We start from the raw sequence: 23,012 nt of genomic DNA on the forward strand, positions 1-23,012 counted from the left end.
CGCGAGCGGGGGGCCCGGCCCGGATGCCGGCCGGGAACCGGGGGAGGGGCGACCGGCGGAGAGGCGCGGGACCTCGGAGCGTGCCGGCGCGTCGGTGGACGCCCGTGCGGGCGTGTCGACGGACGCCCGTGCGCCGGGCAGGGCGGCCTACGTGCCGGACATCCCGGGCTGTCGGGCCACTGCGCGTCGGAGATCCGGCCGGCCCCGGTGCCCGGCGAACCGGCCACCCCCGACTTGCTGACAGACCTGTCGGGAACCTTCGCTAGGATGCTGACACTGCTGTCGGCAAGTGATGCGCCGGCAGAGCTTTCCCCTGCCTGAGGAACGGATTCCTGATGTACACGGTGATGAATCGGCTGCCGGTGCCCGCCGCGGGCGCGGCGGCGTTCGAGGAGCGGTTCGCGGCGAGCATGCGCGAGACCCTGCCGGGCGTGGTCGGCCTGGTCGGCGCGCGACTGCTGCGGCCCGAGCGCGAAGGCGGCGCCTACGTGGCGGTGATGGAGTTCACCACCCGCGACGCCTTCTCGGCGTGGACGCGGTCACCGGCCTTCCGCGCCGCGCACGGCCCGTCCGCCCACGGCCCGTCCGCCCACGGGACGGCCGGCGAGACCGAGGCGTTCGAGACCGTCGCCGCCGTCGGCGCCTGAAGCGGACGGAGAACCACATGTTCCTCGCTCTGCGCGACCTGCGGTTCGCCCGCGGGCGCTTCGCCCTCATCGGCGCCGTCGTCGCCATGATCGCGGTTCTCGGCGTCATCCTGTCCGGCCTGGCGAGCGGCCTGGCGGACGCCGGCGTCTCCTCGCTGCGCGCGCTGCCGGCGACCCACATGGCCTTCGACAAGAGCGCCTCGACGGAGATGTTCTCCCGGTCCACCGTGTCGCGGAAGACCTGGCGGGCGTGGGCCGGACAACCGGGCGTCCGCGCGGCCGAACCCCTGGGACAGCAGCTCGTGCACGCCGAACTCGGCGGCCCGGGCGGCAAGCAGCTCAACCTCGCCGTGTTCGGGGTGCGGCCCGAGGGGTTCCTCGCTCCCGCGCCCCGTTCGGGCCGGCCGCTGTCCGCGGATCCGAACGGCGTCCTCATCAGTGAGGAGATCGCCGAGGAAGGCGTCAAGGTCGGAGACCGGCTCGTCGCCGGCCAGGCCGGCACACCCCTCACCGTGACCGGCACCATCGGCCACGCGTCCTTCGGCCACGTCGGAGTCGTGTACGCCTCGCTGCCGCTGTGGCAGAAGCTCCACTACGGACTGCCCGGCCCCCTCCCCGCCGCGGCGAGCAGCCAGGCGACCGCCGTGGCCCTGCGGCTCGCCCCCGGCGCCGACGTCCAGGCCGCCGACCGGCGCCTGGACACCCGGACCGTCGACAAGGAGGGCACCTTCGCCGCCTCACCCGGCTACGCCGCCGAATCCAGCACGATGAGCCTGATCCGCGGCTTCCTCTACGCCATCTCCGCGCTCGTCGTCGGTTCGTTCTTCACCGTGTGGACCATCCAGCGCCGCCAGGAGATCGCCCTGCTCAAGGCCATCGGCGCCTCGACCGGCTACATCCTGCGCGACGCCCTGACCCAGGTCGCCACCGTCCTGCTGGCCGCCACCGCCGCGGGCACCGCCGTGGGCCTCGCCCTGGGCGGCGCCATGAACGGCTCGGCCCCCTTCACGCTGAGAACCGGCCAGGTCGTCCTGGCCGCCGTCCTGCTGATCGTCCTCGGCCTGGCCGGCGCCGCCGTCGCGGTGCGCCGCATCACCAAGGTGCAGGCCCTCACCGCCCTGGGAGCCAACCGATGACACGCCCCACCCCCGCACCCGCGCACGCCCAGGCAGCCGGCGACGCCACGCCCCCCGCGCTGCGTCTGACCGGCGTCACCCTGCGCCTGGGCGACGACCAGCAACAGGTCACGGCTCTGGACCAGGTCGACCTCACCGCCGGCGCCGGCCAGTTCCTGGCGGTCACCGGCCCCTCGGGGTCGGGCAAGTCCAGCCTCCTCGCCGTCGCCGGCGGCCTGCAGACGCCCACCGGAGGGACGGTCCACGTCGCCGGCGTCGACCTGACCACGCTCAAGGAACACCAGCGCACCGCCCACCGACGCCGGCACATCGGCTACGTCTTCCAGCACGCCAACCTCATGGCCTCGCTCACCGCCCGTGAGCAGCTGCTGCTGCCGGCCCACGTCGCCGGGCGCCTGGACAGCACCACCCGCAGGCGTGCCGACGAGCTCCTGGAGGCGGTCGGCATGACCGGTCGCGCCGACCGTCGCCCCCACCAGCTCTCCGGCGGTGAGCGGCAGCGCGTCGGCCTGGCCCGAGCCCTCGTCCTCGCTCCCGACATCCTGCTCGTGGACGAGCCGACCTCCGCACTGGACCGGGCCCGCGCCCGCGACATCGTGGAACTGCTCGCCGAGCAGACCCGGGTCCACCACACCGCCACCGTCATGGTCACGCACGACACGGAGATACTGGACGCTGCCGACCACGTCCTGACCCTGCGGGACGGCCGGCTGACCTGACCGAGACACCGAAAGGCACCGCCGGACCATGCCCAAGATCAACGCCGCCACCGTCGCCGAGCACCGTGCACAGCAACGCGCCGCGCTGATCCGGGCCGCCGTCGACATCCTCGTCGAGCAGGGCGCCGCCGCCGTCACCCCGGCCGCGGTCGGCGCCCGCGCGGGCCTCGCCCGCTCCAGCTTCTACCAGTACTTCCCCTCCAGCGCCGCACTCGTGGCGGCCATCGTCGAGGAGTCCTTCACCACCGCGGACGCCGCCATGGCCGACGCCCTGCGCGACGCGGACGAACCCGCCGCGCGCGTCGCCGCCTTCGTCCGTACCGAGCTCCTCCTGGCCGCCCGGGGCATGCACCGCCCCGCGGAGGCGCTCATGCGGGCCGACCTGCCTCCCGAGTGCCGAGCCCGCGTGCACGAACTGCACCTCGCCCACTACGCGCCCCTGCAGTCGGCGATCAGCGCCCTCGGCCCGGGCGAGCCGCAGCTCACCACCCAGCTGGTCGGCGGCCTCCTCCAGGCGGCCATGACCGCCGTTGAACGCGGCGCCGACCCCGACACCGTCTCCGACCGGGTCCTTCGACTGCTCCATCAGGGCCTGGGCTGATCCGATGACCCGAACGCCGGACCTCCCTGCGTGTCGCCGCGGGTGAAGCCCGTCGGCACCCGCGGCGCGGGTTAGCGTCGGCCGGCATGCGACGTGGGAGTGCGGGAGGCGGTACGGTGCCGGCGACCGGGTCCCGCGCGCAGCTGACGGTTCTGCCGGTAGTCCTCGCCCTCGCTCTCGCCTTCACCGTCACGGTCGTCGAGCCGCTGGTGCTCAGCCTGAACCTGCCGCAGGTGAGCCGGGCCCTTCATGTGCCGCCGCACGCCCTCGGGCTGCTGAGCGGAGCGGCGACCCTGGTGATGGCCGCCGCGGTCCTCGCCGCGGGCAGCCTCGGGGACATCGTCGGCCTCAAGCGGCTGCTGACGTCCGGACTCCTCGTCGTCACGTTCGTCGACCTGCTCTCCACGCTGTCTCCCGGCTTCTGGTTCCTGCTGGTGATGCGCCTGCTGGTCGGGCTGGGGATGACGGCGCTGCTGGGAGTGCCGCTGGCCCTGTTGAAAGTGGCGGTGCCGCCGGAGCGGCGGCCCATGGGAATCGGGCTCCTGATGGCCGTCACGACGGTTCTCTGCGGGGTGGTGCCCGCGTTCACGGGCTGGGTGGTGGCGGCGGTCGGCTGGCGGCTCCTGTTCCTGATCGGCCCGCTGCTGTGTCTGGTCTCGCTCTGGCTGACGGTCCGGTACGTCCCCGAGTCACCCGTGCAGCGGGGGCGTCGTCTCGACCTGGCCGGCGTGACCATGATGGGGACCGCCCTGCTGGCCCTCGTCGTCGGCCTGGCGGCGGCGCAGAACGGAGTCTCCCGGCCTGAGACCTGGGCGCCGCTGGTGATCAGTGCGGTCGTCGCCCTGCTCTTCGTCCGCCACGAACGCCGCACCGCCGAACCAGCCCTGGACCTGGCGCTGTTCCGCAGCACGCCGTTCGGCGTGGCCCTGGCCGCGACCCTCACGCTGAACTTCCTCGCGGCCGGACTCGGCCTCGTTCTCGGCCAGTTCGGGAGCCTCGTGCTGTCGCTGTCCCCCGAGGCCATCGGCCTGCTGTACCTTCCCGGCACGCTGCTGATCGCCGGTGCCGTCGTCCTGGCCGGGCGCCTGGTGGGGAGGTACTCGCCGCGGCCGGTCATGGTCACCGGCCTGCTGGTGATGGCGGGGAGCGGACTGTCGCTGGCGGGCACCGCCGGGCCCACGATGGCGCTGTGGCTGCTCGTGTCGGCCACATGGCTCTGCAACCTCGGGTCGCTGGTCACCTCCACCTCGGTGTCCGAGACGGTCCTCTCCCAAGCGCCGCCCGGCCATTCGGGCACCGTGGCCTCCGTCCAGATGGCCTTCGCGATGACCGGCTCCGCGTTCGGGCCCACCGTCTACCTCCTGCTGTTCGACTTCTTCTTCCGGCGGCGGTGGCTCGCGGACGCGAAGGCGCGCGACCTGTCGGTCAGGAAGGCCGAACAGGCCGTGGACGCCGTGCGCAGCGGGATGGCGCAGAACCCCGGTGGCAACGCGTACGACCCGAACCTGCTCCGACAGGCCTCAGGACTGAGACTCGGGCTGGACTTCACCGATGGACTGCGGCTCACCATGCTGGCGGTCAGCGTCCTGCCGCTCGCCGTGGCGGCGGTCGCCTTCGTGCTGATGCCCCGGCACACGGAGTCCCGGGCGTAGCCCAGGCCACGGCGCCGTGGCCGCTCGCACGAGGGGAGCGCCGTCAAGGGGCGGCGACCGCCGCGGCGTCAGTCCGTCGGCAGAACGAGCGTGCACGTCTCCCCGGGGGCGATGGTCACCGCCCGGTCGGCCAGGACCACGCGGATCGCGGACTGCTCGGAGTCGGGTACGGCGATCTCCAGCTGTCCGCTCCGGCGGCGCACGCCGACACCCCAGTGACCGCGGTAGTGGAGCGAGAACCCGTACTCGGACAGCGCCGGCAGGGGCACCGGATCCAGCCACAGGGCGTCCTCGCGTGTCTCCAGTCCCGTCAGGCCGCGCTGGACCAGGTCGAGCGTTCCGGCCATCGCGCCGAGGTGGATGCCTTCGCCCGTGGTGCCGCCCTGGATGTCGGCGATGTCGGCCTCCAGGGCTTCGTGGACGTACTGCCACGCGTCGGCCCGTCTGGCCCTGGCGAGGACCAGGCCGTGGACGAGTTCGCTGAGGGTCGAGCCGTGGCTGGTGCGCCGGAGGTAGTAGTCGACGGTGCCGCGCCAGATCTCGTCGTCCAGGTGGTAACCGAGACGCAGGAACAGGGCCCGCAGTTCCGCGGGCGAGAACAGGTAACCGAGCATGAGCACGTCGGCCTGCTTGGACGCCTTGTACCGGTTAACCGTGTCGCCCTCCGCCTCGAGCACGCGGTCCAGCCGCCGGATGGTGCCGTAGCGGGCGCGGTACGCGTCCCAGTCGAGTTCGGCCAGGTCGTCGTAGCCCTCGAACTGGCTGATGACGCCCTGGTGGAAGGGCACCCGCAGCCGTCTGGAGACATCGTCCCACTGCGGCAGCGTGTCGGCGTTCAGCCGGAGCCGCTGGAACAGCTCCTCGCGCCGCCACGCGGGAAGGCGCCGCACGAGCTCCAGGGCGCGGGTGAGGACCCAGGCGGCGGTGACGTTGGTGTACGTGTTGTCGTCCAGCCCGGGCCGCGCGGCGCCGGGATAGCCGTCGTGGTACTCGTCGGGGCCGACGACACCGCGGATCCGGTAGCGGCGCGTGCCACGGTCGAAGACCGCCAGGTCCGCCCAGAAGCGGGCGATCTGCAGCAGCATCTCCGCGCCTTTGGTGTGCAGGTACTCCGTGTCACCGGTGGCCTCGCAGTACTGCCAGACGTTGTAGGCGATCGCCGAACCCACGTGGTGCTGGAGGCGCGAGTGGTCCGGCAGCCAGCGGCCCGACGCGGGGTTGAGATGCCACTCCTGGGACTCCTCACGCCCGTTGCTCCCGCTCTGCCACGGATACATCGCCCCGGCCCGGCCGGCCGCGGCCGCCGCCGCGCAGGCCCGGGGGAGGCGCCGGTGGCGGTAGTCCAGCAGTGCCCGGGAGACCTCCGGCAGGTGCAGGTTGAGATAGGGCAGCACGAAGAGCTCGTCCCAGAACACATGACCCCGGTAGGCCTCGCCGTGCAGACCCCGGGCAGGCACTCCCGCGTCCAGCTCCGCCGTGTGCGGTGACAGCGTCTGCAGGACGTGGAAGAGATGGAAGCGCAGGATACGGCCGGCCTCTCCCGGCACCCGCACGTCCGCGCGTCGCCACAGCCGGTCCCAGGCCGCGGCATGCGAGTCGAGCAGGGCCGCGAAGTCCGCCGCCGCGGACACCCGGTCGACGGCTTCGCCGAGGGGGCCGCTGATCGCGGTGTCCCGCGAGGTGTGCAGGGCCACCGTCTTGTCCACGGTGACGGGCCGGCCGGGCGTCACGGGGACGACCAGACGGTGCACGGCGCGGTGGCGGGCGGGCCGGAGCACCGAGGAGACCGGAGCCCCGTCCGCGCGGACCGTCGTCCGGGCGGCCAGGGCGACGGCGATGTCCGATGTGCTGGTGCGGCAGGTCAGCCAGATGGAGTCGGGTTTCTGCGCACCGGTTCGCACGTGGTTCAGGTGGTGGCGCTCGAGTGCCCGGTAGCGGTGCACGTTGCCATTGACGACGTCGCCGTCCAGCGAGCTCTCGATCTCGATGTCCCCGGTCCAGTCCTCGGCCGTGAGCACGGTCCGCAGTGCGGCCAGGTGCGGGTCATCCATGTGCACCAGACGGGTCTGCTGGACGTCAAACACGCCCAGTTCGTCGTGCCGGTGGCGGGAGGACCGTGCGAGGGTGCCCCGGCGCAGGTCCAGGGTGTGCCGGTGCTCCAGCAGGGTGTGCGTGCCGGGGGAGAACCACGGGCCCCACGTGCCGTCCGCGCGGCGCGCCCGGAACCGCAGGCAGAGCCAGTTGGGGAGGTTGACCATGTCCTCGTTCACGACCCGCCGCCCCGCGACGGCCGACTCCAGGCGGTTGTAGCACCCCGCCGCGTAGGTGCCCGGACAGTGCACCAGGCCGGCCCGGCGTTCGGGCAGCGCGCCGCGGGTGGCGAAGTAGCCGTTGCCCAGCGTGCAGAGGGACTCGCGCAGTTGCTCGGCGGCAGGGTCGTACCCCGTCCACTCCCACGTCCACTCCGACATCCGGCGCCATTCCCTCCGCTGCGCGGGCTGTGCCGGCCCGGCCGGGCCGCGGACCGAAGCGGCCGTGCCGCCGGCGAGCGCCGGTGACGACGCGGCTACCGGCCTGCAGGGGTGATCCGGCGGCCCGTGAGGCTGGTGGGTTCGATCGACACCCACATCTCGCGCTCGCCGCCCGCCCACGGCGTGGTGTGCGCCCGCTGGGCGAGCCGGCGTACCGCCTCCGGGTCCGTCACCACACGTGCCGGTCCGACGGCGAGCACGCTCCAGCCCTGGCTCAGGGCCTCGTCCACGTGGTCGACCTCGAAGGCGACCTCCGTCTCCGCAGCCGCCGCCGGCACGGAGTGGGGTGCGGTCCGGAAGACGATGGCGTCATCGACGAACTCGTAGTTGACCGGGACCACCGCCGGGCGGCCCTCGGACGTCGACACCGCGACGCGCCCCAACCCGTGGCTGGAGAGCAGGGCGCGGCACTCCTGCGGGCTGAGGTCCCGGAGCTCGGGGTGCAGCAGTGCGTGGCCCTGACCGGGCGGGAGATCGATGCCTCCGCCACGCAGCGCGGCGACCGAGGTGCCCAGCGCGTCCGCCAGCCTGATGAGCGTCGCCAACGACGGATCGGCGGGCTGTTCCTCCAGGTAGGCCAGGTACTGGGGCGACATCCGCGCGCGGCCTGCGGTCTCCTCCCGGCTGAGCCCGCGCCTTCGGCGTTCGACGGCCACCCGCCGGCCGGTGTCACCGGGGTTGTGCTCGCCCCTCGGCCCGGTCGCCCCGGTCGCCGTGGTCGCGGCCGCCGCCTCGCCGGTCGCCGGCGGTGCTTCGCCGGTCGCCGCCGCCTCGCCCGCCTCCGGCGACCGCTCGTGCTCCAGATGGCGTACGTGGGCGTCCGGGCCGGGGAACACGAGCGTCACGTCGTCCGTGTCCGACCAGCGCACGTCGTAGGGGGGTGTTCCGTCGTCGTGGTGGAGTCCGACGATCTCGCCGTCGCGCCTGGCACCGCCGGTGGCCGGGCTCTCGATGACGAGTTGGTCGCCGAGGTGAGCTCGCATGATCGCCGCCCTCTCCTCAGAATGGTGCTGTATCCAACCTGCCACGCGGGCCGCACCGCCGCACGGGGCGCGGCTCCAGGAGCGAGGCGGGCGCCCCGCACCCGGGAGGCACCATGCATCACCGCACAGTCGAGGAGCTCATGTCCCGGGACGTCGTCCGGGCACGGCCCGACACGCCGTTCAAGGAGCTCGTCAGGCTGCTGGAGGACAATGGGGTCACCGCCGTACCCGTGGTGGACGAGATCGGCCGTCCGATGGGCGTGGTGTCGGAGGCCGACCTGCTGCGCAAGAGCGCCGACCAGGCCGACCCGTCCGGCAGGGCCCCCATCCCGCGTCTGGAGGCCTGGGAGCGGGCCAAGGCCGGGGGCTCCCGCGCCGAGGAACTCATGTCCGCCCCCGCGGTGTGCGCACGGCCCGAGTGGACCGTGGTCGAGGCCGCCCGCCTCATGGAGACCCAGAAGGTCAAACGCCTGCCCGTGGTCGACGAGGCGGACCGGCTGCTGGGCATCGTCAGCCGCGGTGATCTGCTGCGGGTCTTCCTCCGCCGGGACGAGGCCATCCGCGAGGAGATCACCACGGATGTGCTGCGGCGCACCCTGGGGCTCGAACCGAGGGACGTGACCGCGGAGGTGCGCGACGGGCGGGTCACCCTCGCGGGCACCGTGGAGCACGGCAGCCTCGTCCCCGTCGTCGAGCAGCTGTGCCGGGGCGTCGACGGCGTGGTCTCGGTCACCGCGCGGATCGCCGTCCGGACGGACGCCGCCGGGGAGCCCCCTGCCGGAACACCATGAGGCGGCCGGGTCTCAGAGGGGCCGTCCGGCCGTCCGACGGGTGTCGGCTCGTGCGGCGGCCATGGCCCGGACGTCGCGTTCGGCGGTCTCCAGCAGCTGATGGGCGAGATCCACCAGGGCCCTGCCCGCCGCCAGCTCGTCGCCGATCTCCGGCACGTTGGTGTCCGCCGGATGGCAGTGCGCGGACCCGTGGCCGGTGAGTGCCGTGGTGCCGGTGTCCAGCACCAGGTGCGCCTTCGTCGTGCCGTCGTCGTCCTCGAAGAGGTCGAGACGTACCTTCCACTGTCCTGTGTGCGACATCGTTCTCTCCTTGCCTGGCATTGCCTGGCGTCCCTCCACGATGCGACGGCCGCCGTACCGCGGCAGGGGGCCGAAGGTCCCCGGCGCACCGGCGACCGGCCCCGGAAGCCGGTCCCGCGCCGGTCACACCTGCGGGACGACGGCCACGGGGCACGGTGCGTGATGCAGCAACGCGTGGCTGACCAGGCCGAGTTGCAGCCCCGGATGGCCCAGCCGCCGCCTGGCGCCCACGACCAGCAGATCCGCGGTCGACGCGGCCTCCAGCAGCGCCCGGCGGGCCGGCTCCTCGATCAGGCGCCGGCTCACCCTGGCGTCGCCGTACCTTTCCGCGGGCCGGCGCAGGGCGTCGTCGAGAACCTGGGCCGGGGGCCGCCGGTGCGCCTCCAACTGCCAGGAGGACGCCTGCGGCGTCGTACAGGCACCGGCCGGTGCGCTCCAGGCGTGCACCGCCTCGAGCCGGCAGCGCCGCACCTGGGCCTCGCGCACCGCGAAGTCCACGGCCGTGCCGCTGCTCTCGCCGTCCTCGACGCCCACGACGACGCTTCCGAACCCGGTGGCGCGGTGTTCGGAACCGCCGCGGACCACGACCACCGGGCAGTCGGCGCGCGCGGCCACGGCGAGGCCGACCGAGCCGAGAAGCATGCCGGACAGATCCCCGAGCCCCCTGTTCCCCAGCACCAGCGCGAAGGCGTTGCGTCCCTCGCCGACCAGGGCGGTGGCCGCGTCCTCGTGCGACACCTCGCTGGACAGGACCACCGCCGGAGCGGCCTGTCTGGCGCGCGCCGAGGCGGCGCCGAGCACGGCGGACGCCTCCCGCTCACCGGCCGCCGCGTGCAGCAGTCGGAGCGGGACCCCGTGCCGGACCGCCTCGCCGGCGGCCCAGTCGACGGCCTCGAGACTCGCCTCGGAGCCGTCGACGCCCACCACCAGGGGAATCGTCACCGCGCCCGTCTCCTCTCCCGCCGCACGCGCCGCTTGCCATTGAGTCCGGTCATGCCCCCCGGCCGCCGCCGGTCCTCTCGACCAGGAACCGTGTCGTGGCGGACAGGGTGGTCAGGTCCGGGTAGTCCTCCTCGTCGATACGGATGCCCGCACGCTCCGACAGCAGCTCGACCAGGCTGAGGAAATCGAGCGAGTCGAGTTCGAGCACGTCGCGGAACTTGTCGTCCGGTCCGACCAGTGTGAAGTCGGCGTCGGGGACGACCTGCGCGATCGCCTCCTCGACCAGCGACCGGGCCTCCGCCTCGTTCAGTGGCTTCATGCGGCTCACAGCTCCTCCGGTCTCTGCAGAAGTCGGCCGACCGCCGTGAGGTAGCGCGCCCCCACGGCGCCGTCCGTGGCCCGGTGGTCGGCGGCCAGGGTCGCGGTCACCACCGGACGCACTCCGAGCATGCCGCCCGCGGCCCACGGCCGTTCGACTACGGCGCCGAAGCCGACCAGGGCCACCTGGGGCGGGTGGATCACCCCGAACACGGCCTCCACACCCTGGTCGCCCAGGCTGGTGACGGTCAGGGTGGCGCCGGACGTCTCGGTCCCGCGCAGCCGCCCTCGGCGGGCACGCTGCACCACCTCCTTCAGCCGGGTCATGAGGACGTCGGGCGGCAGTGTGTCGGCGTCGTGGATCACCGGGGCGAGCAGTCCGCCCTGCCGGAGCGAGACCGCGATGCCCAGGTTGATCGCGGAGGCGGGGGCGAACCCGTCGTCCAGCCAGTAGCCGTTGAGCGCCGGCACCTCGCGTGCCGCCACGGCGGCGGCCTTCAGGAGCAGGGCCGCGGGCACGAGCCGGCCGGCGGGCGTACGGTCGCGGTTGGTCCGGCGGAGCCAGTCCTCGGCCGCCGTCAGGTCGATGGTGGTGGACAGGTAGTAGTGCGGGATCTCCCGCTTGGAGCGGCTCATGAGACCGGCGATGGCACGGCGCATGGTGTCCGTACGGTCCTCCGCGCGGCCCTCGCCCCGTTCGGCGGTGTCCGGACGCCGTTCGCCGTTCAGCGGGCCCGGCTCCGGCCGCCCGGGCCCGTCTCCGCCGCCGGGGGAGCGCACGGCCGCCCGCACGTCCGCCGCCCGCACGGCTCCGGCGTCCCCGGTGCCCCGCACCGCTGCCAGGTCGACGCCCAGCTCCAGGGCGAGGCGCCGGGCGTACGGGGTGGCCCGCACTCGCGGCGCGCGAGGCGGCTGGGCGTGCTCCACGTCGGCGCGTGTGATCCGGCCCCCGCGGCCGGTGCCGTGCACTGTCGCCAGGTCGACACCGTGCAGATCGGCCAGGTGCCGCACGAGCGGACCCGTGCCGGGCATCGGGACGGTTTCACCGGGCGGACCCGGGCGCGCCGGTGCGTGCTCCTCGGCCGGCTCGTCCCGGGATCCGGCGCGTACCGGCTCCGCAGCGGTCCCGGGCCCGCGGGCCGTCTTCCGTCGGGGCGCCGGGTGCCGGTGCCGTGCGGACCGTTCCGGGCCGGCCGCCGCCTGCGAGGACGCCCCGCTCGCGGTCGCCTCCCCGGCCGGCTCGGCGGACCCGGCCGGAACCCGCTCCGCCCCGGCCGTCACCGGCCCGCCGGCGCCCGCCCGCATCTCCGGCACGCCCCGGTCCTCGATGAGCGCGAGCGGGGTCCCCACCGGTACCCGGGTCCCCGGTTCGACGAGCAGCCGCCCCACGGTCCCGGACGCGAAGCACTCGACCTCGATGGCCGCCTTGTCCGTCTCCACGACCGCCACGACATCGCCCTTGCGCACCCGGTCCCCGGGACGCACCAGCCACTCCCGCAGCAGTCCCTCGGCCATGTCCGCGCCGAGCGAGGGCATGGTGAACGCGGTCATCTCAGCCCGACCTCCCGCCGACCGGCTGCCGTCGTGCCCCGCCGGCCGGGGCCGGCGCCGGTTCGCCCACGACGCGGTGCACGGCCGCGACGATGGTGCTCACCTGGGGCAGCGCGGCCTCCTCCAGCCGGCGCGCGTACGGTATGGGCACTTCGGCGCTGCACACCCGCTCGACTGGGGCGTCGAGATCGTAGAAGTGCTGTTCCGTCAGGCGTGCCGAGATCTCCGCGGCGAGGCTGCCGGTACGCCAGCCCTCGTCGACGACGACGGCACGGTGGGTGCGCGCGACCGAGCCGCCCACGGTGGCGTCGTCCAGGGGGCGCAGCGTCCGCAGATCGACGACCTCGGCGCTGACGCCGCCGGCGGCGAGGTCGTCGGCGGCGGCCAGCGCCTTGGGCAGGGAGCCGCCGTACGTGATCAGTGAGACGTCCGTGCCGGCGCGGCGGACGGCCGCGTGGTCGAGGTCGACCGGCCCGGCGTCGGCGGGCAGGTCGCCGGAGACGTTGTACAGGGTGCCGTGCTCGAAGATCAGTACCGGGTCGGGGTCGGCGAGCGCGGGTGCCAGCATGCGGCGGGCGTCGGTGAGGGTCGCCGGGGCGAGGACCCGCAGGCCGGGGATGTGCGCGTACCAGCCCTCCAGGCTGTGCGAGTGCTGGGCGGCGAGCTGCCGCCCGGCGCCGGTGGTCATCCGGATCACGATCGGCACGGGCAACTGGCCGCCCGACATGTGGAGCAGGGTCGCCGCGTTGTTGAGGATCTGATCCAGCGCCAGCAGGCTGAAGTTGACCGTCATGATCTCGACGATCGGCCGCATCCCCGACAGGGCGGCGCCGATGCCGGCGCCGACGAACGCCGACTCGGACAGCGGGGCGTCGCGGATCCGCTCGGGCCCGAACTCCTCCAGCAGGCCGAGGCTGACGCCGAAGCAGCCGCCGTACCGGCCGACGTCCTCGCCCATCAGGAACACCCGCTCGTCGGTGCGCAGAGCCTCGCGCAGGGCCTCGCGCATGGCCTCCCGGTAGGTCGTCTTCCGCGCGGAGGGCGCCGCCTCCCCGGCCGCGGGGGTGTGGGTCGTGGTCATGGCCGCGTCGCCTCCGCCGGGCTGGTCACGTACTTCAGCAGGTCCTCGACCGGCTCCTCCGGAGCCCGCTCGGCCGCCTCCACGGCCGTGTCGATCTCGGCGGCCAGCCGGTCCTCCAGCGCCGTGCGGGCCTCGTCGGTGAGCTCCTTCGCCTCCCGCAGCCGCCGGGCGAGCCCCTCGACCGGGTCGCGTTCCTTCCAGCGCTCGATCTCGTCCTTGTCGCGGTAGCGGTCGGAGTCGTACATGGAGTGGGCGCGGAAGCGGTACGTGCGCATCTCCAGGAAGTGCGGTCCGGTCCCGGCCCGCACCCCTTCGGCCGCGCGCCGGGCGGCGTCCTCGACGGCGAGGACGTCCATGCCGTCCACCGCCCAGGAGACCATGCCGTACGCGGCCGCGCGCAGCGCTAGGTCGGTCTGGGCCTGGTGGCGGGCGAGCGCGGTGCCCATCGCGTACAGGTTGTTCTCGCAGACCAGCAGCAGGGGCAGGCGCCACAGCGCGGCCAGGTTGGCGGTCTCGTGGAACTCGCCCTCGGCGAAGGCGCCGTCGCCGAAGAAGCAGCAGGTGACGCGGTCGCGGCCGGTCATACGGTCGGCGAGCGCGAGACCGGCGGCGAGCGGGAGCCCGCCGCCGACGATCGCGTTGCCGCCGTAGAAGCGGCGGCCGGCGTCGAAGAGGTGCATCGAGCCGCCACGGCCGCGGCTGCAGCCGGTGACCTTGCCGAACATCTCGGCCATGATCGCCTCGGCCGGAACCCCGCGGGCCAGCGCGTGCCCGTGTTCGCGGTACGTCGACACGACCGCGTCGTCGTCCGTGAGCGCCTCGTTGACGCCGACGGCCACGGCTTCCTCGCCGATGTACAGGTGCATGAAGCCCCGGACGCGCGCCGCGCTGTACAACTCCACACAGCGTTCCTCGAACCGCCGGACGCGCAGCATCGACTCCAGCAGGGCGAGGCGGTGTGCGGCCTGACGGTTCGGCCGGGCGGCGGGCCGTGGTGCGCGGGGGGTGCGGGCGGTGGTCATGCGGGCTGCTCCGTCCTCACCTCGGGGGCGGCCCGCGAAGCGGAGTCCTCCAGGGTGGAGATGTCGCCCTCGGGCAGCCCGAGCTCACGGGCCCGCAGCAGGCGGCGCATGACCTTGCCGCTGCGGGTGTGCGGCAGGTGCTGCTCGAAGGCGATCTCGCGGGGCGCTACGGCCGGTCCCAGCCGCCGCCTGGCGAAGGCGAGCAGATCCCGCCGGGTCGCGCCGCTCGCTTCGTAGCCCGGCCGCAGCGTGACGAACGCCTTGACGATGTTCCCGGCCACCGGGTCCGGCCGGCCGATGACCCCGGACTCGGCTACCGCCGGGTGCTCCATCAGGGCGCTCTCGACCTCGAACGGACCGATGAGGTGCCCCGCCGACTTGATGACGTCGTCGGCCCGCCCGACGAACCAGTACCAGCCGTCGGCGTCGCGTCGCACCAGGTCGCCGGTGAGGTACCAGCCGTCGGCGAAGGCCGCTGCGGAACGGGGCTCGTCGTGCAGATAGCCGCGGAACATCGAGGGCCAGACGGGCCGCAGCGCCAGCTCGCCCTCCACCCCTGGCTCCTCCACCACGGTGACGCGTCCGCCGGCGACCTCGGCCCGGCCGTCCTTGCCGCGGCGCAGCACCGCCGCCTCCACACCGGGCAGCGGACGCCCCATCGAGCCGGGGCGGATGTCGCTGGCCGCGAAGTTGGCGATCATGATGGCGCCGGTCTCGGTCTGCCACCAGTTGTCGTGCACCGGCAGCCCGAGCACGTCCCGGCCCCACACCACCGCCTCCGGGTTGAGCGGCTCGCCCACCGACGCGATGAACCGCAGCGCACCGAGGTCGAACGAGCGGGGCAGGTCGAACGGACCCGTCCTCGGCGTCGTCCGCATCAGCATGCGCAGCGCCGTCGGCGCCGTGTACCAGACGCTCACCCGCTGCTCGGCGAGGATCCGGTACCAGCGGCGGGCGTCGTAGTCGCCCTCGTCCACGACGACCGTGACGCCGTGCATGAGGGGAGCGACGATCCCGTAGGACATGCCCGTCACCCAGCCCGGGTCCGCGGTGCACCAGAACACGTCGTCCTGATGGAGGTCGAGGGCGTACAGCGCGGTCATGTAGTGGGCGACGGCCGCCTCGTGCACGTGCACCGCGCCCTTGGGGATGCCGGTCGTGCCGCTCGTGAAGTGCAGCAGGGCCATGTCGTGCGGTGAGGTCGGCGGAATGGTGAAGGTGTCGGCCGCGGCGGCCATCAGTGCGCCGAGGGACCGGGTGCCGGGCAGTTCGTCCGCCCCGTCGCCGACGATCAGTACGTGCCGCAGGCCGGCGAGGCTGTGCCGGCGCCCGGCGACCTTCTTCCGGTACAGGTCGGCCGTGGTGACCAGCACCTGCGCGTCGCTCAGCGTCACCCGCTGGAACACCGGGTCCGGTCCGAAGGCGGAGAACAGCGGGCACAGGACACTGGTGTTCTTCAGCGTCCCGAGGACCACGGTGTACAGCTCGGGGCAGCGCCCCAGCAGCGTCACCACCCGGTCGCCGTACCCGATGCCGAGGCCGCGGAGCACGTTGGCGAACCGTGCCGTCGAGCGGGCCAGGTCCGCGTAGGTCACGGAGGTGACCGTGTCGTCCCGTCCGACACAGCGCAGCGCGACCGCCGTGGCCCGCTCCGACGCCGCGTGCCGGTCAACGGCCTCGTGCGCGATGTTCAGGCCCCGCCCGCCGGGCAGCCCCTGCATCCTGCCGCGGGCCGCCTGCCAGGAGAAGCCCGCGCACTCCTTGTCGTAGTCGCGCAGATTGGGGGCGGTGCGCAGTGGGGTGTCCTTCCGGATGGTCTCCCATGGCATGCCGGCCCCTCCTTCCTTCAGGCCCGCTTCGACCATCCACCCGGCCCGCCCCGTCCGCACTGGGTCGAAGGGCCCCCGTCCGCGGCCGGACGGCTCAGATCCGCGGCCCCGGCCATGACGGCCACCGGGTTCTCGGTGGCGCCGGCCCCACCCGTGACGGCCATCAGTGCACCGGCCCCGGCCCATGACGGCCACCGGGTTCACGGTGCGCTCCGGGCAGCGGCGACGGGACCAACGGACCCCTGCACAGGTGCCACGTGGCTCTGTCGGCGCGGCGCCGCACCCGGAATGCTGCCATCGTGGGCCTGGGGGGACGGCGGTGCTCCATGTGCCGTCCGCTGTGCCGAAGGAGGTCGGGCATGGACGCCGACGCCGAGGTGGAGGTCTCCCGGCCGCCCGCTCCCGACGGGATCGTCATGGGCCGGGACGGCATGGCCGCGCTCGTGGACGTGCTGATCCGCCGCGGGTACACCGTGATCGGACCCACCGTGCGGGACGGGGCCATCGTGCTGGCGGAGCTGAGCTCGGCCGACGAACTGCCGTACGGATGGGGCGTGGAGCTGGAGGCCGGGCGGTACCGGCTGCGGGAGCGGCCGGACGGCGCCGCCTTCGCGAACGCGGCCGGCCCCCAGTCGTGGAAGTCCTTCCTGCATCCGGCGCGGGTGCGCGAGTGGAGCGCCGACCGGGCGGAGGGCGCACTGGTCTTCAGCGCCGACCGGGCCGAACCGCCCCGATACGCCTTCCTGGGTGTGCGCCCGTGCGATCTGCGCGCCATCGCCGTCCAGGACCGGGTGCTGACCGGCGGGGCGCACCGCGACCCCGGCTACGAGCGGCGGCGTTCCGGCGCCCTGCTGATCGTGGTCGAGTGCACGGAGCCCGGAGCCACGTGCTTCTGCGTCTCCATGGGCACCGGGCCCGCGGCGGGCCCCGGCTACGACCTGGTGATGACCGAGGTGGCCGACGAGGACGGCCACCGCTTCTGGGTCCGCAGCGGCAGCCGGGAAGGCGCGGAGATCCTGGCCGAACTGCCCGCCCGCCCGGCCGACCCGGAGACCAGGGAGACCGCTCACGCGAACGTCGACGCCGCGGCGGAGCGCATGGGCCGGACCATGCCGGAGGCCGACCTGCGGGAGCTGATGGCGGGGACCCTCGACGCGCCGCGCTGGGACGACGTCGCCGGGCGCTGTCTGACCTGCGGAAACTGCACCATGGTGTGCCCCACCTGCTTCTGCACCACCACTGAGGACGTCACGGACCTCACCGGTGACCACGCGGAGCGCTGGCGGCTGTGGGACTCCTGCTTCGACCTGGACTTCTCCCGGCTGCACGGCGGCCCGGTCCGCTCCTCCGCGCGCAGCCGCTACCGGCAGTGGATGACCCACAAACTCGGCACCTGGTACGACCAGTTCGGCTCGTCCGGCTGCGTGGGCTGCGGACGCTGCATCGTGTGGTGCCCGGTCGGGATCGACATCACCGAGGAAGCGGCCGCCCTGCACGACTGGACACGGTCCGGAAAGCCCGCCTCCGCTCCGGAGTCACCGTGACCACCGTGACGCCCCCGCTGCCGTACCGGGTCGCCGGCGCCTGGGACGAGACCGCCGACACCCGGTCGGTCGAGCTGGTGCCGGCCGGGCGGGCACTCGCGCCCTTCTCGCCGGGGCAGTTCGCCATGATCTACGCCTTCGGGGTCGGTGAGGTGCCGGTCTCCGTGAGCGCGCTGCGCGGCCGCCACGGGGGGCTCGTGCACACCGTGCGCGCGGTGGGCGCCGTCTCGGCCGCGCTGTACCGGCTGCGCCCGGGCGACACCGTCGGACTCAGCGGGCCGTACGGCACCGGCTGGGACCTCGAAGCGGCCGCGGGGCACGACGTCCTGGTGGTCGCCGGCGGCATCGGACTGGCTCCGCTGCGGCCGGTCGTGCACCAGCTCCTGGGCCGGCCGGCCGCACACGGCCGGCTGGCGGTCCTCGTCGGCACCCGCACGCCCGGCGACCTGGTGTACCGCGACGAGATCGAGAGCTGGCGCGGCCGGGCCCGGGTCGAGGTGACCGTCGACCGGCCCGGTCCCGGCTGGCGGGGCGCGGTCGGCGTGGTCACCACGCTCCTGGACCGCGTCGAGCTGCGCCCGGCACGCTCGTGCGCGCTGGTGTGCGGGCCCGAGGTGATGATGCGCCACACCGCACGCGACCTCGTCGTCCGCGGCGTGGTCCCGCACCGCGTCCAGGTGTCCCTGGAACGGAACATGCGGTGCGCCACCGGCCACTGCGGCCACTGCCAGCTCGGCCCGCTCCTGCTGTGCCGCGACGGGCCGGTCGTCGGCTACGACCGGGTGGCGGACCTGCTCCTGACGGGGGAGTTGTGACATGCTCACCGAACTCGGCCCGGACATCCGCACACGGCCGACGCTCGCCGTGTGGAAGTTCGCCTCCTGCGACGGCTGCCAGCTGACACTCCTCGACTGCGAGGACGAACTCCTCGGCCTGACCGAACGCGTCCGGATCGACCACTTCGTGGAGATGACCCCGGTCGAGGGCGGCGGGCGGGAGCGTGCCCGGCTCGAGGGACGCGGGCCGTACGACCTGTCCCTGGTCGAGGGGTCGATCACCACCGCGGAGGACGCCGAGCGGATCCAGCAGGTCCGCCGGATGAGCCGGTACCTTGTGACGATCGGGGCCTGCGCCACCGCGGGCGGCATCCAGGCACTGCGCAACTTCGCCGACGTCGACGACTTCCTCACCGCCGTCTACGCCCGTCCGGAGTACATCGCCACCCTGGAGACCTCGACACCGGTCTCGGCCCATGTGCCGGTCGACTTCGAGCTGCGCGGCTGCCCCATCGACCGCCGCCAGCTCCTCGAGGTCGTCAACGCCCACCTGGCCGGCCGCAGGCCCCAGATCTCCGGGCACAGCGTCTGCTTCGAGTGCAAGAGGCGCGGCACCACCTGCGTCACCGTCGCCCACGGCACCCCCTGCCTCGGCCCGGTCACCCACGCCGGCTGCGGGGCCATCTGCCCCGCCTACGGACGCGGCTGCTACGGCTGCTTCGGACCGTCGAGCCGGCCCGCCCTGCGCTCCATGATCGCCCAGTTGCACCACGACGGGATGAGCGAGCGGGACATCCAGCGTGTCTTCCGCACCTTCAACGCCGCGTCACCGGAGTATGCCCCCGTACCCGACCTCGCGGCCGAGGAGCGGCAGCAGAGCCCACCGGCCTGACGGACCACGCCCGGAAAGGCTCGCATGAACCGTCGCGGAACCCGCGTCCTGCGGCTGGACGCGCTGGCCAGGGTGGAGGGCGAGGCGGCCCTCCACCTGCGCGTCGAGGGGGACACGGTCGCCGAGACGCGGCTGCGCATCTACGAACCCCCGCGCTTCTTCGAGGCCTTCCTGACCGGCCGGGGACACACCGAACCCCCGGACATCACCGCCCGCATCTGCGGCATCTGCCCCGTCGCCTACCAGATGAGCGCCTGCCAGGCGATCGAGAACGCCTGCGGCGTCACGGTCGACGGACCCCTCGCGGACCTGCGCCGCCTGCTCTATTGCGGCGAGTGGATCGAGAGCCACACCCTGCACATCTACCTGCTGCACGCGCCGGACTTCCTCGGCCACGCGGACATGGTGGGCCTCGCCCGCGACCAGCGCGCCGCGGTGGAACGCGGCCTGCGCCTCAAACAGGCCGGCAACGCGATCCTCGAACAGCTCGGCGGTCGCCCGATCCACCCCGTCAACGTCCGGGTCGGCGGCTTCTACCGGACACCGGCACCGGCCGAACTCCGGCCGCTGGCGGAACGGCTGTGGCGGGCCCGGGAGGACGCGCTGGAGACCGTCCGCTGGGCAGCGGCGTTCGACTTCCCCGAGGCCCGCTGCGACCACGACCTGCTCGCCCTGCGCGACCCCGGCCGCTACGCCGTCGACACGGGAACACCCGCGGTCATGACCGTCCGGAGCACCGGCCCGGCGCTGCGGGAGTTCGCCCTGTCCGACTTCGAACAACACGTCCGGGAAGAGCAGGTGCCGCACTCCACCGCCCTGACGGCCCGGCTCGACGGCCGTCGCTTCCTGACCGGCCCGCTGGCCCGCTACGCGATCAGCGGCCGCTGGCTGCACCCCGCGGCGGCCGAGGCGGCCCGGGACGCCGGGCTGGGCGATCCCGCCACCGGGACGATCTGCGACAACCCCTTCCGGAGCATCCTCGTACGCGCCGTCGAGGTGGTGCACGCCGTCGAGGAAGCGCTGCGCCTCATCGACGGATACGCGCAGCCTCCGCGGCTGGCCGTGGAGGTCCCGCCGCGCGAGGCCGTCGGCGCCGGAGCCACCGAGGCGCCCCGCGGCCTGCTGTACCACCGCTACGCCCTCACGGCGGACGGCACCCTCACCGAGTCCCGCATCGTTCCGCCCACGGCCCAGAACCAGACCGCCATCGAGGAAGACGTACGCAGGGCGGTCCAGGCGCGCCTGGACCGCGCCGGGCCCGCCGCCGGCGACGAGGAACTCACCCATCTGTGCGAGCGGGTCATCCGCAACCACGACCCCTGCATCTCCTGTGCCGCGCACTTCCTCGACCTGACGGTGGAGCGCCGGTGAGCGGCCGGGTGGTGGTCATCGGGGTGGGCAACCCCCTGCGCGGCGACGACGGGATCGGCCCGGCGGCGGTGGAGGCGCTCCACGGCCGGGTGCCGGACGGCACCGTGCTGACGGTCAGCGACGGCGAACCCGCACGCATGCTGGACCTGTGGCGCGGCGCGGACACCGTGGTCCTGGTCGAAGCCCTTCGCACGAGCCCGGCCTGCCCGGGTCGGCTGCACACCCTGACGCCTTCGGAAGCCGCCCGCCACGCCCCGGGTGCGGCGAGCACGCACGCCTTCGGTCTGGGGGAGTGCCTCGCCCTTGCACAGGCTCTCGACCGGTTGCCGCCACAGCTCGTGGTGCACGCCGTCGAGGTGGCCGGCGTCGCGCTCGGCACGGGCCTGAGCCCGGCGGTGCGGTCGGCGCTCCCCGAACTGACCGAGCGCGTCGCCGCCACCGTGAGCCGGGCCCACGAACACCACCGCTAGGCCTGTTGCGCAAACGCCCCTCGCCGCACGACGCCCCGGCCAGTGGACCGTTTCCGGACCGATGGGCGCTGCCGACCACGGGGCCGCGCGTACGAACCGACCAGCGCCGCCGGCCGCCGGGGCCACGCGACCTACTCCGGCTGCGTCCGACGGCGAAGCGGGGGACGATGGTCAGGGGTCTCCACGGGCCCGGGACGGCCCCCGACCTGCCTCCGACACCGTGAGCGAAGTGGTGTTGTCATGTCCGAACCCTCGCAGCCCCCTGTCTGGCGGCGGATCCCCGAGGACCTGGCGGGCTCGGCCGCCTCGGTGGCCCGGGCCGCCGGGAACATGGCCCGGCACCCTGGATCCACGATCGATCGCGCACGCCGCCTGCCCGGGATCGTGCCCGCGCTGGGCCGGGCCGTGAAACCGGTCCTGACCGGGCGGACGGCCGACTGGCGCGGAGAGTACGCCTACACGCTCGGCGAACAGGCCTTCGTCTACGGGTTCCCGTACATCTACTACGCCCAGTTGCGGCACGACTGGGTGACGCAGCCGCGCAACCCGGCGACGGTGCCGTACGCGGCGGTCAACCACTTCTGGCACGCCGAGCGGCTGCTGGACGCGACCTACCGGGACGGCGGGTGCCCCAACAACGACACCCTGTACTCGGCGGCCTGGGTGAACCTGGGCAGCGAACCGGTCGTCCTGTCGCATCCGGACATGGGGGACCGCTACTTCACCTTCGAGCTGGTCGGGATCACGTCCGACAACTTCGACTACGTCGGCCAGCGCACCACCGGTTCCGGCGCGGGCAGCTTCGCCCTCGTCGGCCCGGACTGGCACGGCAAACTGCCCGCCGGGGTGCGACGGCTCCACAGGGCGCCGAGTCCGTGGATCCTCGTGCTGGGCCGCACCCTCGTCGACGGCCCGGACGACGTACCCCGCGTCCGGGAACTCCAGGCCCAGTACCGGCTCACCCCGCTCAGCCTGTTCGGCAAGCGGGATGCGGAGGTCCCCGAAAGCCGTGACGTCCTGACGCCGATCTCCGCGGAGGAGGACCCCCTGGGGCCGTGGAAGACCCTGAACGCAATGCTGGCCGAGAACCCACCGCCGTCCCGTCACGCGCTCCTGCTCCAGCAGTTCGCCGAGATCGGCGTCGGCCCCGGCCTCGACGTCGAGGCCCAGCCCGAGACGGTCAGGGAAAGCCTCACCCGGGCCGCCGCCGTGGGCGTGCCCCTGCTCAGGCAGCAGATCCTCAGCGGCGACTGGGCCCATCTCGTGCACGGGTGGCGATACCCGCCCCCGCAGATGGGGCGGTTCGGCGACGACTTCCTCAAGCGCGCCGCGGACCAGGCGCTGATCGGCGTCGCCGCCAACGATCCCGCCGAAGCGGTCTACCTGCTGAACTTCGACGACGCGGAGGGAAAGAAGCTGGCCCCGGGAGGCCGGTACGAACTGCACTTCCCCGGCGACGCCCTGCCGCCGGTCGACGCGTTCTGGTCGCTGACCGCCTACGGGGAGGACATGAACCTCATCGCCAACCCGGCCGACCGCTACTCGGTGGGCGACCGCAGCACCGGCCTGCGGTGGGACGCGGACGGGGGACTGACCGTTCACCTGCAGAGCGAGGCGCCCGCGGAGGAGCGGGAAGCCAACTGGCTGCCCACAGCCGGGGACGGCACCTGGTTCGTCGCCCTCCGGATGTACCGGCCCCGCCCCGAGGTGATCGACGCGACCTGGGAGTGCCCTCCGCTGACCCGCGTCGCCTGACACCGGGCGCCGGCACCGGCCATCACGGGCCGCGGGGCCGGGGCCGAAGGTCCTTTCAAGCGGGCCCGAGCGCCCCTCGCGGCGCCCGGAGCCGGGTGGCA

The 23,012-nt window shown here is 73.8% G+C and carries 21 protein-coding genes; 12 read left to right on the plus strand and 9 right to left on the minus strand.

The features are described 5' to 3' along the window. The first annotated feature begins 335 nt into the window (after positions 1 to 335). From TNCT1_RS17200 to TNCT1_RS17220, 5 genes are all read left to right on the plus strand, one after another. Positions 336 to 647 (plus strand): antibiotic biosynthesis monooxygenase, encoded by a 312-nt coding sequence (locus TNCT1_RS17200; RefSeq protein ID WP_143632882.1) that lies wholly within the window; start codon positions 336 to 338, stop codon positions 645 to 647. A gap of 17 nt (positions 648 to 664) precedes the next feature. Then, positions 665 to 1,783, plus strand: coding sequence for an FtsX-like permease family protein (locus TNCT1_RS17205; RefSeq protein WP_143632884.1), 1,119 nt, complete (start codon positions 665 to 667; stop codon positions 1,781 to 1,783). After that, positions 1,780 to 2,502: an ABC transporter ATP-binding protein gene (locus tag TNCT1_RS17210; protein ID WP_143632886.1), complete on the plus strand. Its 723-nt coding sequence runs from the start codon at positions 1,780 to 1,782 to the stop codon at positions 2,500 to 2,502. The genes TNCT1_RS17205 and TNCT1_RS17210 overlap by 4 nt, the downstream gene beginning before the upstream one ends. Positions 2,503 to 2,530: 28 nt before the next feature. Then, the gene (locus TNCT1_RS17215) at positions 2,531 to 3,103 is read left to right on the plus strand and encodes a TetR/AcrR family transcriptional regulator (RefSeq protein WP_143632888.1); all 573 of its coding nucleotides are present in this window, start codon (positions 2,531 to 2,533) and stop codon (positions 3,101 to 3,103) included. A gap of 86 nt (positions 3,104 to 3,189) precedes the next feature. Continuing rightward, complete coding sequence (locus TNCT1_RS17220) at positions 3,190 to 4,755, plus strand: MFS transporter (RefSeq protein ID WP_143632890.1); 1,566 nt, start codon at positions 3,190 to 3,192, stop codon at positions 4,753 to 4,755. 68 nt (positions 4,756 to 4,823) lie between these two features. Here TNCT1_RS17220 and TNCT1_RS17225 read toward each other — a convergent pair whose 3' ends face one another. After that, positions 4,824 to 7,226 carry a glycoside hydrolase family 65 protein gene (locus tag TNCT1_RS17225; protein WP_143632892.1) on the minus strand — a complete coding sequence of 801 codons (2,403 nt, stop codon included), beginning with the start codon at positions 7,224 to 7,226 and terminating at the stop codon, positions 4,824 to 4,826. Between the two features lie 95 nt (positions 7,227 to 7,321). Further along, positions 7,322 to 8,269 carry a pyridoxamine 5'-phosphate oxidase family protein gene (locus TNCT1_RS17230; protein WP_143632894.1) on the minus strand — a complete coding sequence of 316 codons (948 nt, stop codon included), beginning with the start codon at positions 8,267 to 8,269 and terminating at the stop codon, positions 7,322 to 7,324. 113 nt (positions 8,270 to 8,382) lie between these two features. Between TNCT1_RS17230 and TNCT1_RS17235 the strand changes: the two genes are divergently transcribed. Continuing rightward, the gene (locus TNCT1_RS17235) at positions 8,383 to 9,060 is read left to right on the plus strand and encodes a CBS domain-containing protein (protein WP_143632896.1); all 678 of its coding nucleotides are present in this window, start codon (positions 8,383 to 8,385) and stop codon (positions 9,058 to 9,060) included. Between the two features lie 12 nt (positions 9,061 to 9,072). Here the strand turns inward: TNCT1_RS17235 and TNCT1_RS17240 are convergent, their stop codons facing one another. The 7 genes from TNCT1_RS17240 to acsA all read right to left on the minus strand — a co-directional run bounded on the left by TNCT1_RS17240 (position 9,073) and on the right by acsA (position 16,103). Continuing rightward, positions 9,073 to 9,360 (minus strand): DUF1876 domain-containing protein, encoded by a 288-nt coding sequence (locus TNCT1_RS17240; protein WP_143632898.1) that lies wholly within the window; start codon positions 9,358 to 9,360, stop codon positions 9,073 to 9,075. 123 nt (positions 9,361 to 9,483) lie between these two features. Then, entirely contained in the window at positions 9,484 to 10,302 is an 819-nt protein-coding gene (locus TNCT1_RS17245; RefSeq protein ID WP_143632900.1) for a universal stress protein, read from the minus strand. A gap of 49 nt (positions 10,303 to 10,351) precedes the next feature. Further along, on the minus strand, positions 10,352 to 10,621 hold the full coding sequence (locus tag TNCT1_RS17250) for an acyl carrier protein (protein WP_143632902.1): 270 nt from the start codon (positions 10,619 to 10,621) through the stop codon (positions 10,352 to 10,354). 5 nt (positions 10,622 to 10,626) lie between these two features. Further along, positions 10,627 to 12,171 (minus strand): 2-oxo acid dehydrogenase subunit E2, encoded by a 1,545-nt coding sequence (locus TNCT1_RS17255; RefSeq protein WP_143632904.1) that lies wholly within the window; start codon positions 12,169 to 12,171, stop codon positions 10,627 to 10,629. Between the two features lies 1 nt (position 12,172). Continuing rightward, entirely contained in the window at positions 12,173 to 13,252 is a 1,080-nt protein-coding gene (locus TNCT1_RS17260) for an alpha-ketoacid dehydrogenase subunit beta (protein WP_143632905.1), read from the minus strand. After that, positions 13,249 to 14,274: a pyruvate dehydrogenase (acetyl-transferring) E1 component subunit alpha gene (gene pdhA / locus TNCT1_RS17265; protein ID WP_216856629.1), complete on the minus strand. Its 1,026-nt coding sequence runs from the start codon at positions 14,272 to 14,274 to the stop codon at positions 13,249 to 13,251. The genes TNCT1_RS17260 and pdhA overlap by 4 nt, the downstream gene beginning before the upstream one ends. After that, entirely contained in the window at positions 14,271 to 16,103 is a 1,833-nt protein-coding gene (gene acsA, locus TNCT1_RS17270) for an acetate--CoA ligase (protein ID WP_143632907.1), read from the minus strand. Before acsA ends, pdhA begins: the two co-directional genes overlap by 4 nt. Positions 16,104 to 16,462: 359 nt before the next feature. On the opposite strand from acsA, the gene TNCT1_RS17275 reads away from it, so the two are divergent. From TNCT1_RS17275 to TNCT1_RS17300, 6 genes are all read left to right on the plus strand, one after another. Then, entirely contained in the window at positions 16,463 to 17,647 is a 1,185-nt protein-coding gene (locus TNCT1_RS17275) for a 4Fe-4S dicluster domain-containing protein (RefSeq protein ID WP_143632909.1), read from the plus strand. Beyond that, positions 17,644 to 18,462: an FAD/NAD(P)-binding protein gene (locus TNCT1_RS17280; RefSeq protein WP_143632911.1), complete on the plus strand. Its 819-nt coding sequence runs from the start codon at positions 17,644 to 17,646 to the stop codon at positions 18,460 to 18,462. The genes TNCT1_RS17275 and TNCT1_RS17280 overlap by 4 nt, the downstream gene beginning before the upstream one ends. A 1-nt stretch (position 18,463) precedes the next feature. Beyond that, on the plus strand, positions 18,464 to 19,315 hold the full coding sequence (locus tag TNCT1_RS17285) for an oxidoreductase (RefSeq protein ID WP_143632913.1): 852 nt from the start codon (positions 18,464 to 18,466) through the stop codon (positions 19,313 to 19,315). Between the two features lie 24 nt (positions 19,316 to 19,339). After that, on the plus strand, positions 19,340 to 20,686 hold the full coding sequence (locus tag TNCT1_RS17290; protein ID WP_143632915.1) for a Ni/Fe hydrogenase subunit alpha: 1,347 nt from the start codon (positions 19,340 to 19,342) through the stop codon (positions 20,684 to 20,686). Continuing rightward, the gene (locus tag TNCT1_RS17295) at positions 20,683 to 21,156 is read left to right on the plus strand and encodes a hydrogenase maturation protease (RefSeq protein ID WP_143632917.1); all 474 of its coding nucleotides are present in this window, start codon (positions 20,683 to 20,685) and stop codon (positions 21,154 to 21,156) included. The genes TNCT1_RS17290 and TNCT1_RS17295 overlap by 4 nt, the downstream gene beginning before the upstream one ends. Positions 21,157 to 21,396: 240 nt before the next feature. After that, positions 21,397 to 22,911: a DUF1254 domain-containing protein gene (locus TNCT1_RS17300; protein ID WP_143632919.1), complete on the plus strand. Its 1,515-nt coding sequence runs from the start codon at positions 21,397 to 21,399 to the stop codon at positions 22,909 to 22,911. Positions 22,912 to 23,012: the final 101 nt, after the last annotated feature.

It is taken from the genome of Streptomyces sp. 1-11, from assembly GCF_007176755.1.
Taxonomy (GTDB): domain Bacteria; phylum Actinomycetota; class Actinomycetes; order Streptomycetales; family Streptomycetaceae; genus Streptomyces.

Coding starts and splice junctions, on each gene's coding strand:
- TNCT1_RS17200 (WP_143632882.1), top strand. CDS start 336: ATGTACACGGTGATGAATCGGCTGCCGGTGCCCGCCGCGGGCGCGGCG.
- TNCT1_RS17205 (WP_143632884.1), top strand. CDS start 665: ATGTTCCTCGCTCTGCGCGACCTGCGGTTCGCCCGCGGGCGCTTCGCC.
- TNCT1_RS17210 (WP_143632886.1), top strand. CDS start 1,780: ATGACACGCCCCACCCCCGCACCCGCGCACGCCCAGGCAGCCGGCGAC.
- TNCT1_RS17215 (WP_143632888.1), top strand. CDS start 2,531: ATGCCCAAGATCAACGCCGCCACCGTCGCCGAGCACCGTGCACAGCAA.
- TNCT1_RS17220 (WP_143632890.1), top strand. CDS start 3,190: ATGCGACGTGGGAGTGCGGGAGGCGGTACGGTGCCGGCGACCGGGTCC.
- TNCT1_RS17225 (WP_143632892.1), bottom strand. CDS start 7,226: ATGTCGGAGTGGACGTGGGAGTGGACGGGGTACGACCCTGCCGCCGAG.
- TNCT1_RS17230 (WP_143632894.1), bottom strand. CDS start 8,269: ATGCGAGCTCACCTCGGCGACCAACTCGTCATCGAGAGCCCGGCCACC.
- TNCT1_RS17235 (WP_143632896.1), top strand. CDS start 8,383: ATGCATCACCGCACAGTCGAGGAGCTCATGTCCCGGGACGTCGTCCGG.
- TNCT1_RS17240 (WP_143632898.1), bottom strand. CDS start 9,360: ATGTCGCACACAGGACAGTGGAAGGTACGTCTCGACCTCTTCGAGGAC.
- TNCT1_RS17250 (WP_143632902.1), bottom strand. CDS start 10,621: ATGAAGCCACTGAACGAGGCGGAGGCCCGGTCGCTGGTCGAGGAGGCG.
- TNCT1_RS17255 (WP_143632904.1), bottom strand. CDS start 12,171: ATGACCGCGTTCACCATGCCCTCGCTCGGCGCGGACATGGCCGAGGGA.
- TNCT1_RS17260 (WP_143632905.1), bottom strand. CDS start 13,252: ATGACCACGACCCACACCCCCGCGGCCGGGGAGGCGGCGCCCTCCGCG.
- pdhA (WP_216856629.1), bottom strand. CDS start 14,274: ATGACCACCGCCCGCACCCCCCGCGCACCACGGCCCGCCGCCCGGCCG.
- acsA (WP_143632907.1), bottom strand. CDS start 16,103: ATGCCATGGGAGACCATCCGGAAGGACACCCCACTGCGCACCGCCCCC.
- TNCT1_RS17275 (WP_143632909.1), top strand. CDS start 16,463: ATGGACGCCGACGCCGAGGTGGAGGTCTCCCGGCCGCCCGCTCCCGAC.
- TNCT1_RS17285 (WP_143632913.1), top strand. CDS start 18,464: ATGCTCACCGAACTCGGCCCGGACATCCGCACACGGCCGACGCTCGCC.
- TNCT1_RS17290 (WP_143632915.1), top strand. CDS start 19,340: ATGAACCGTCGCGGAACCCGCGTCCTGCGGCTGGACGCGCTGGCCAGG.
- TNCT1_RS17300 (WP_143632919.1), top strand. CDS start 21,397: ATGTCCGAACCCTCGCAGCCCCCTGTCTGGCGGCGGATCCCCGAGGAC.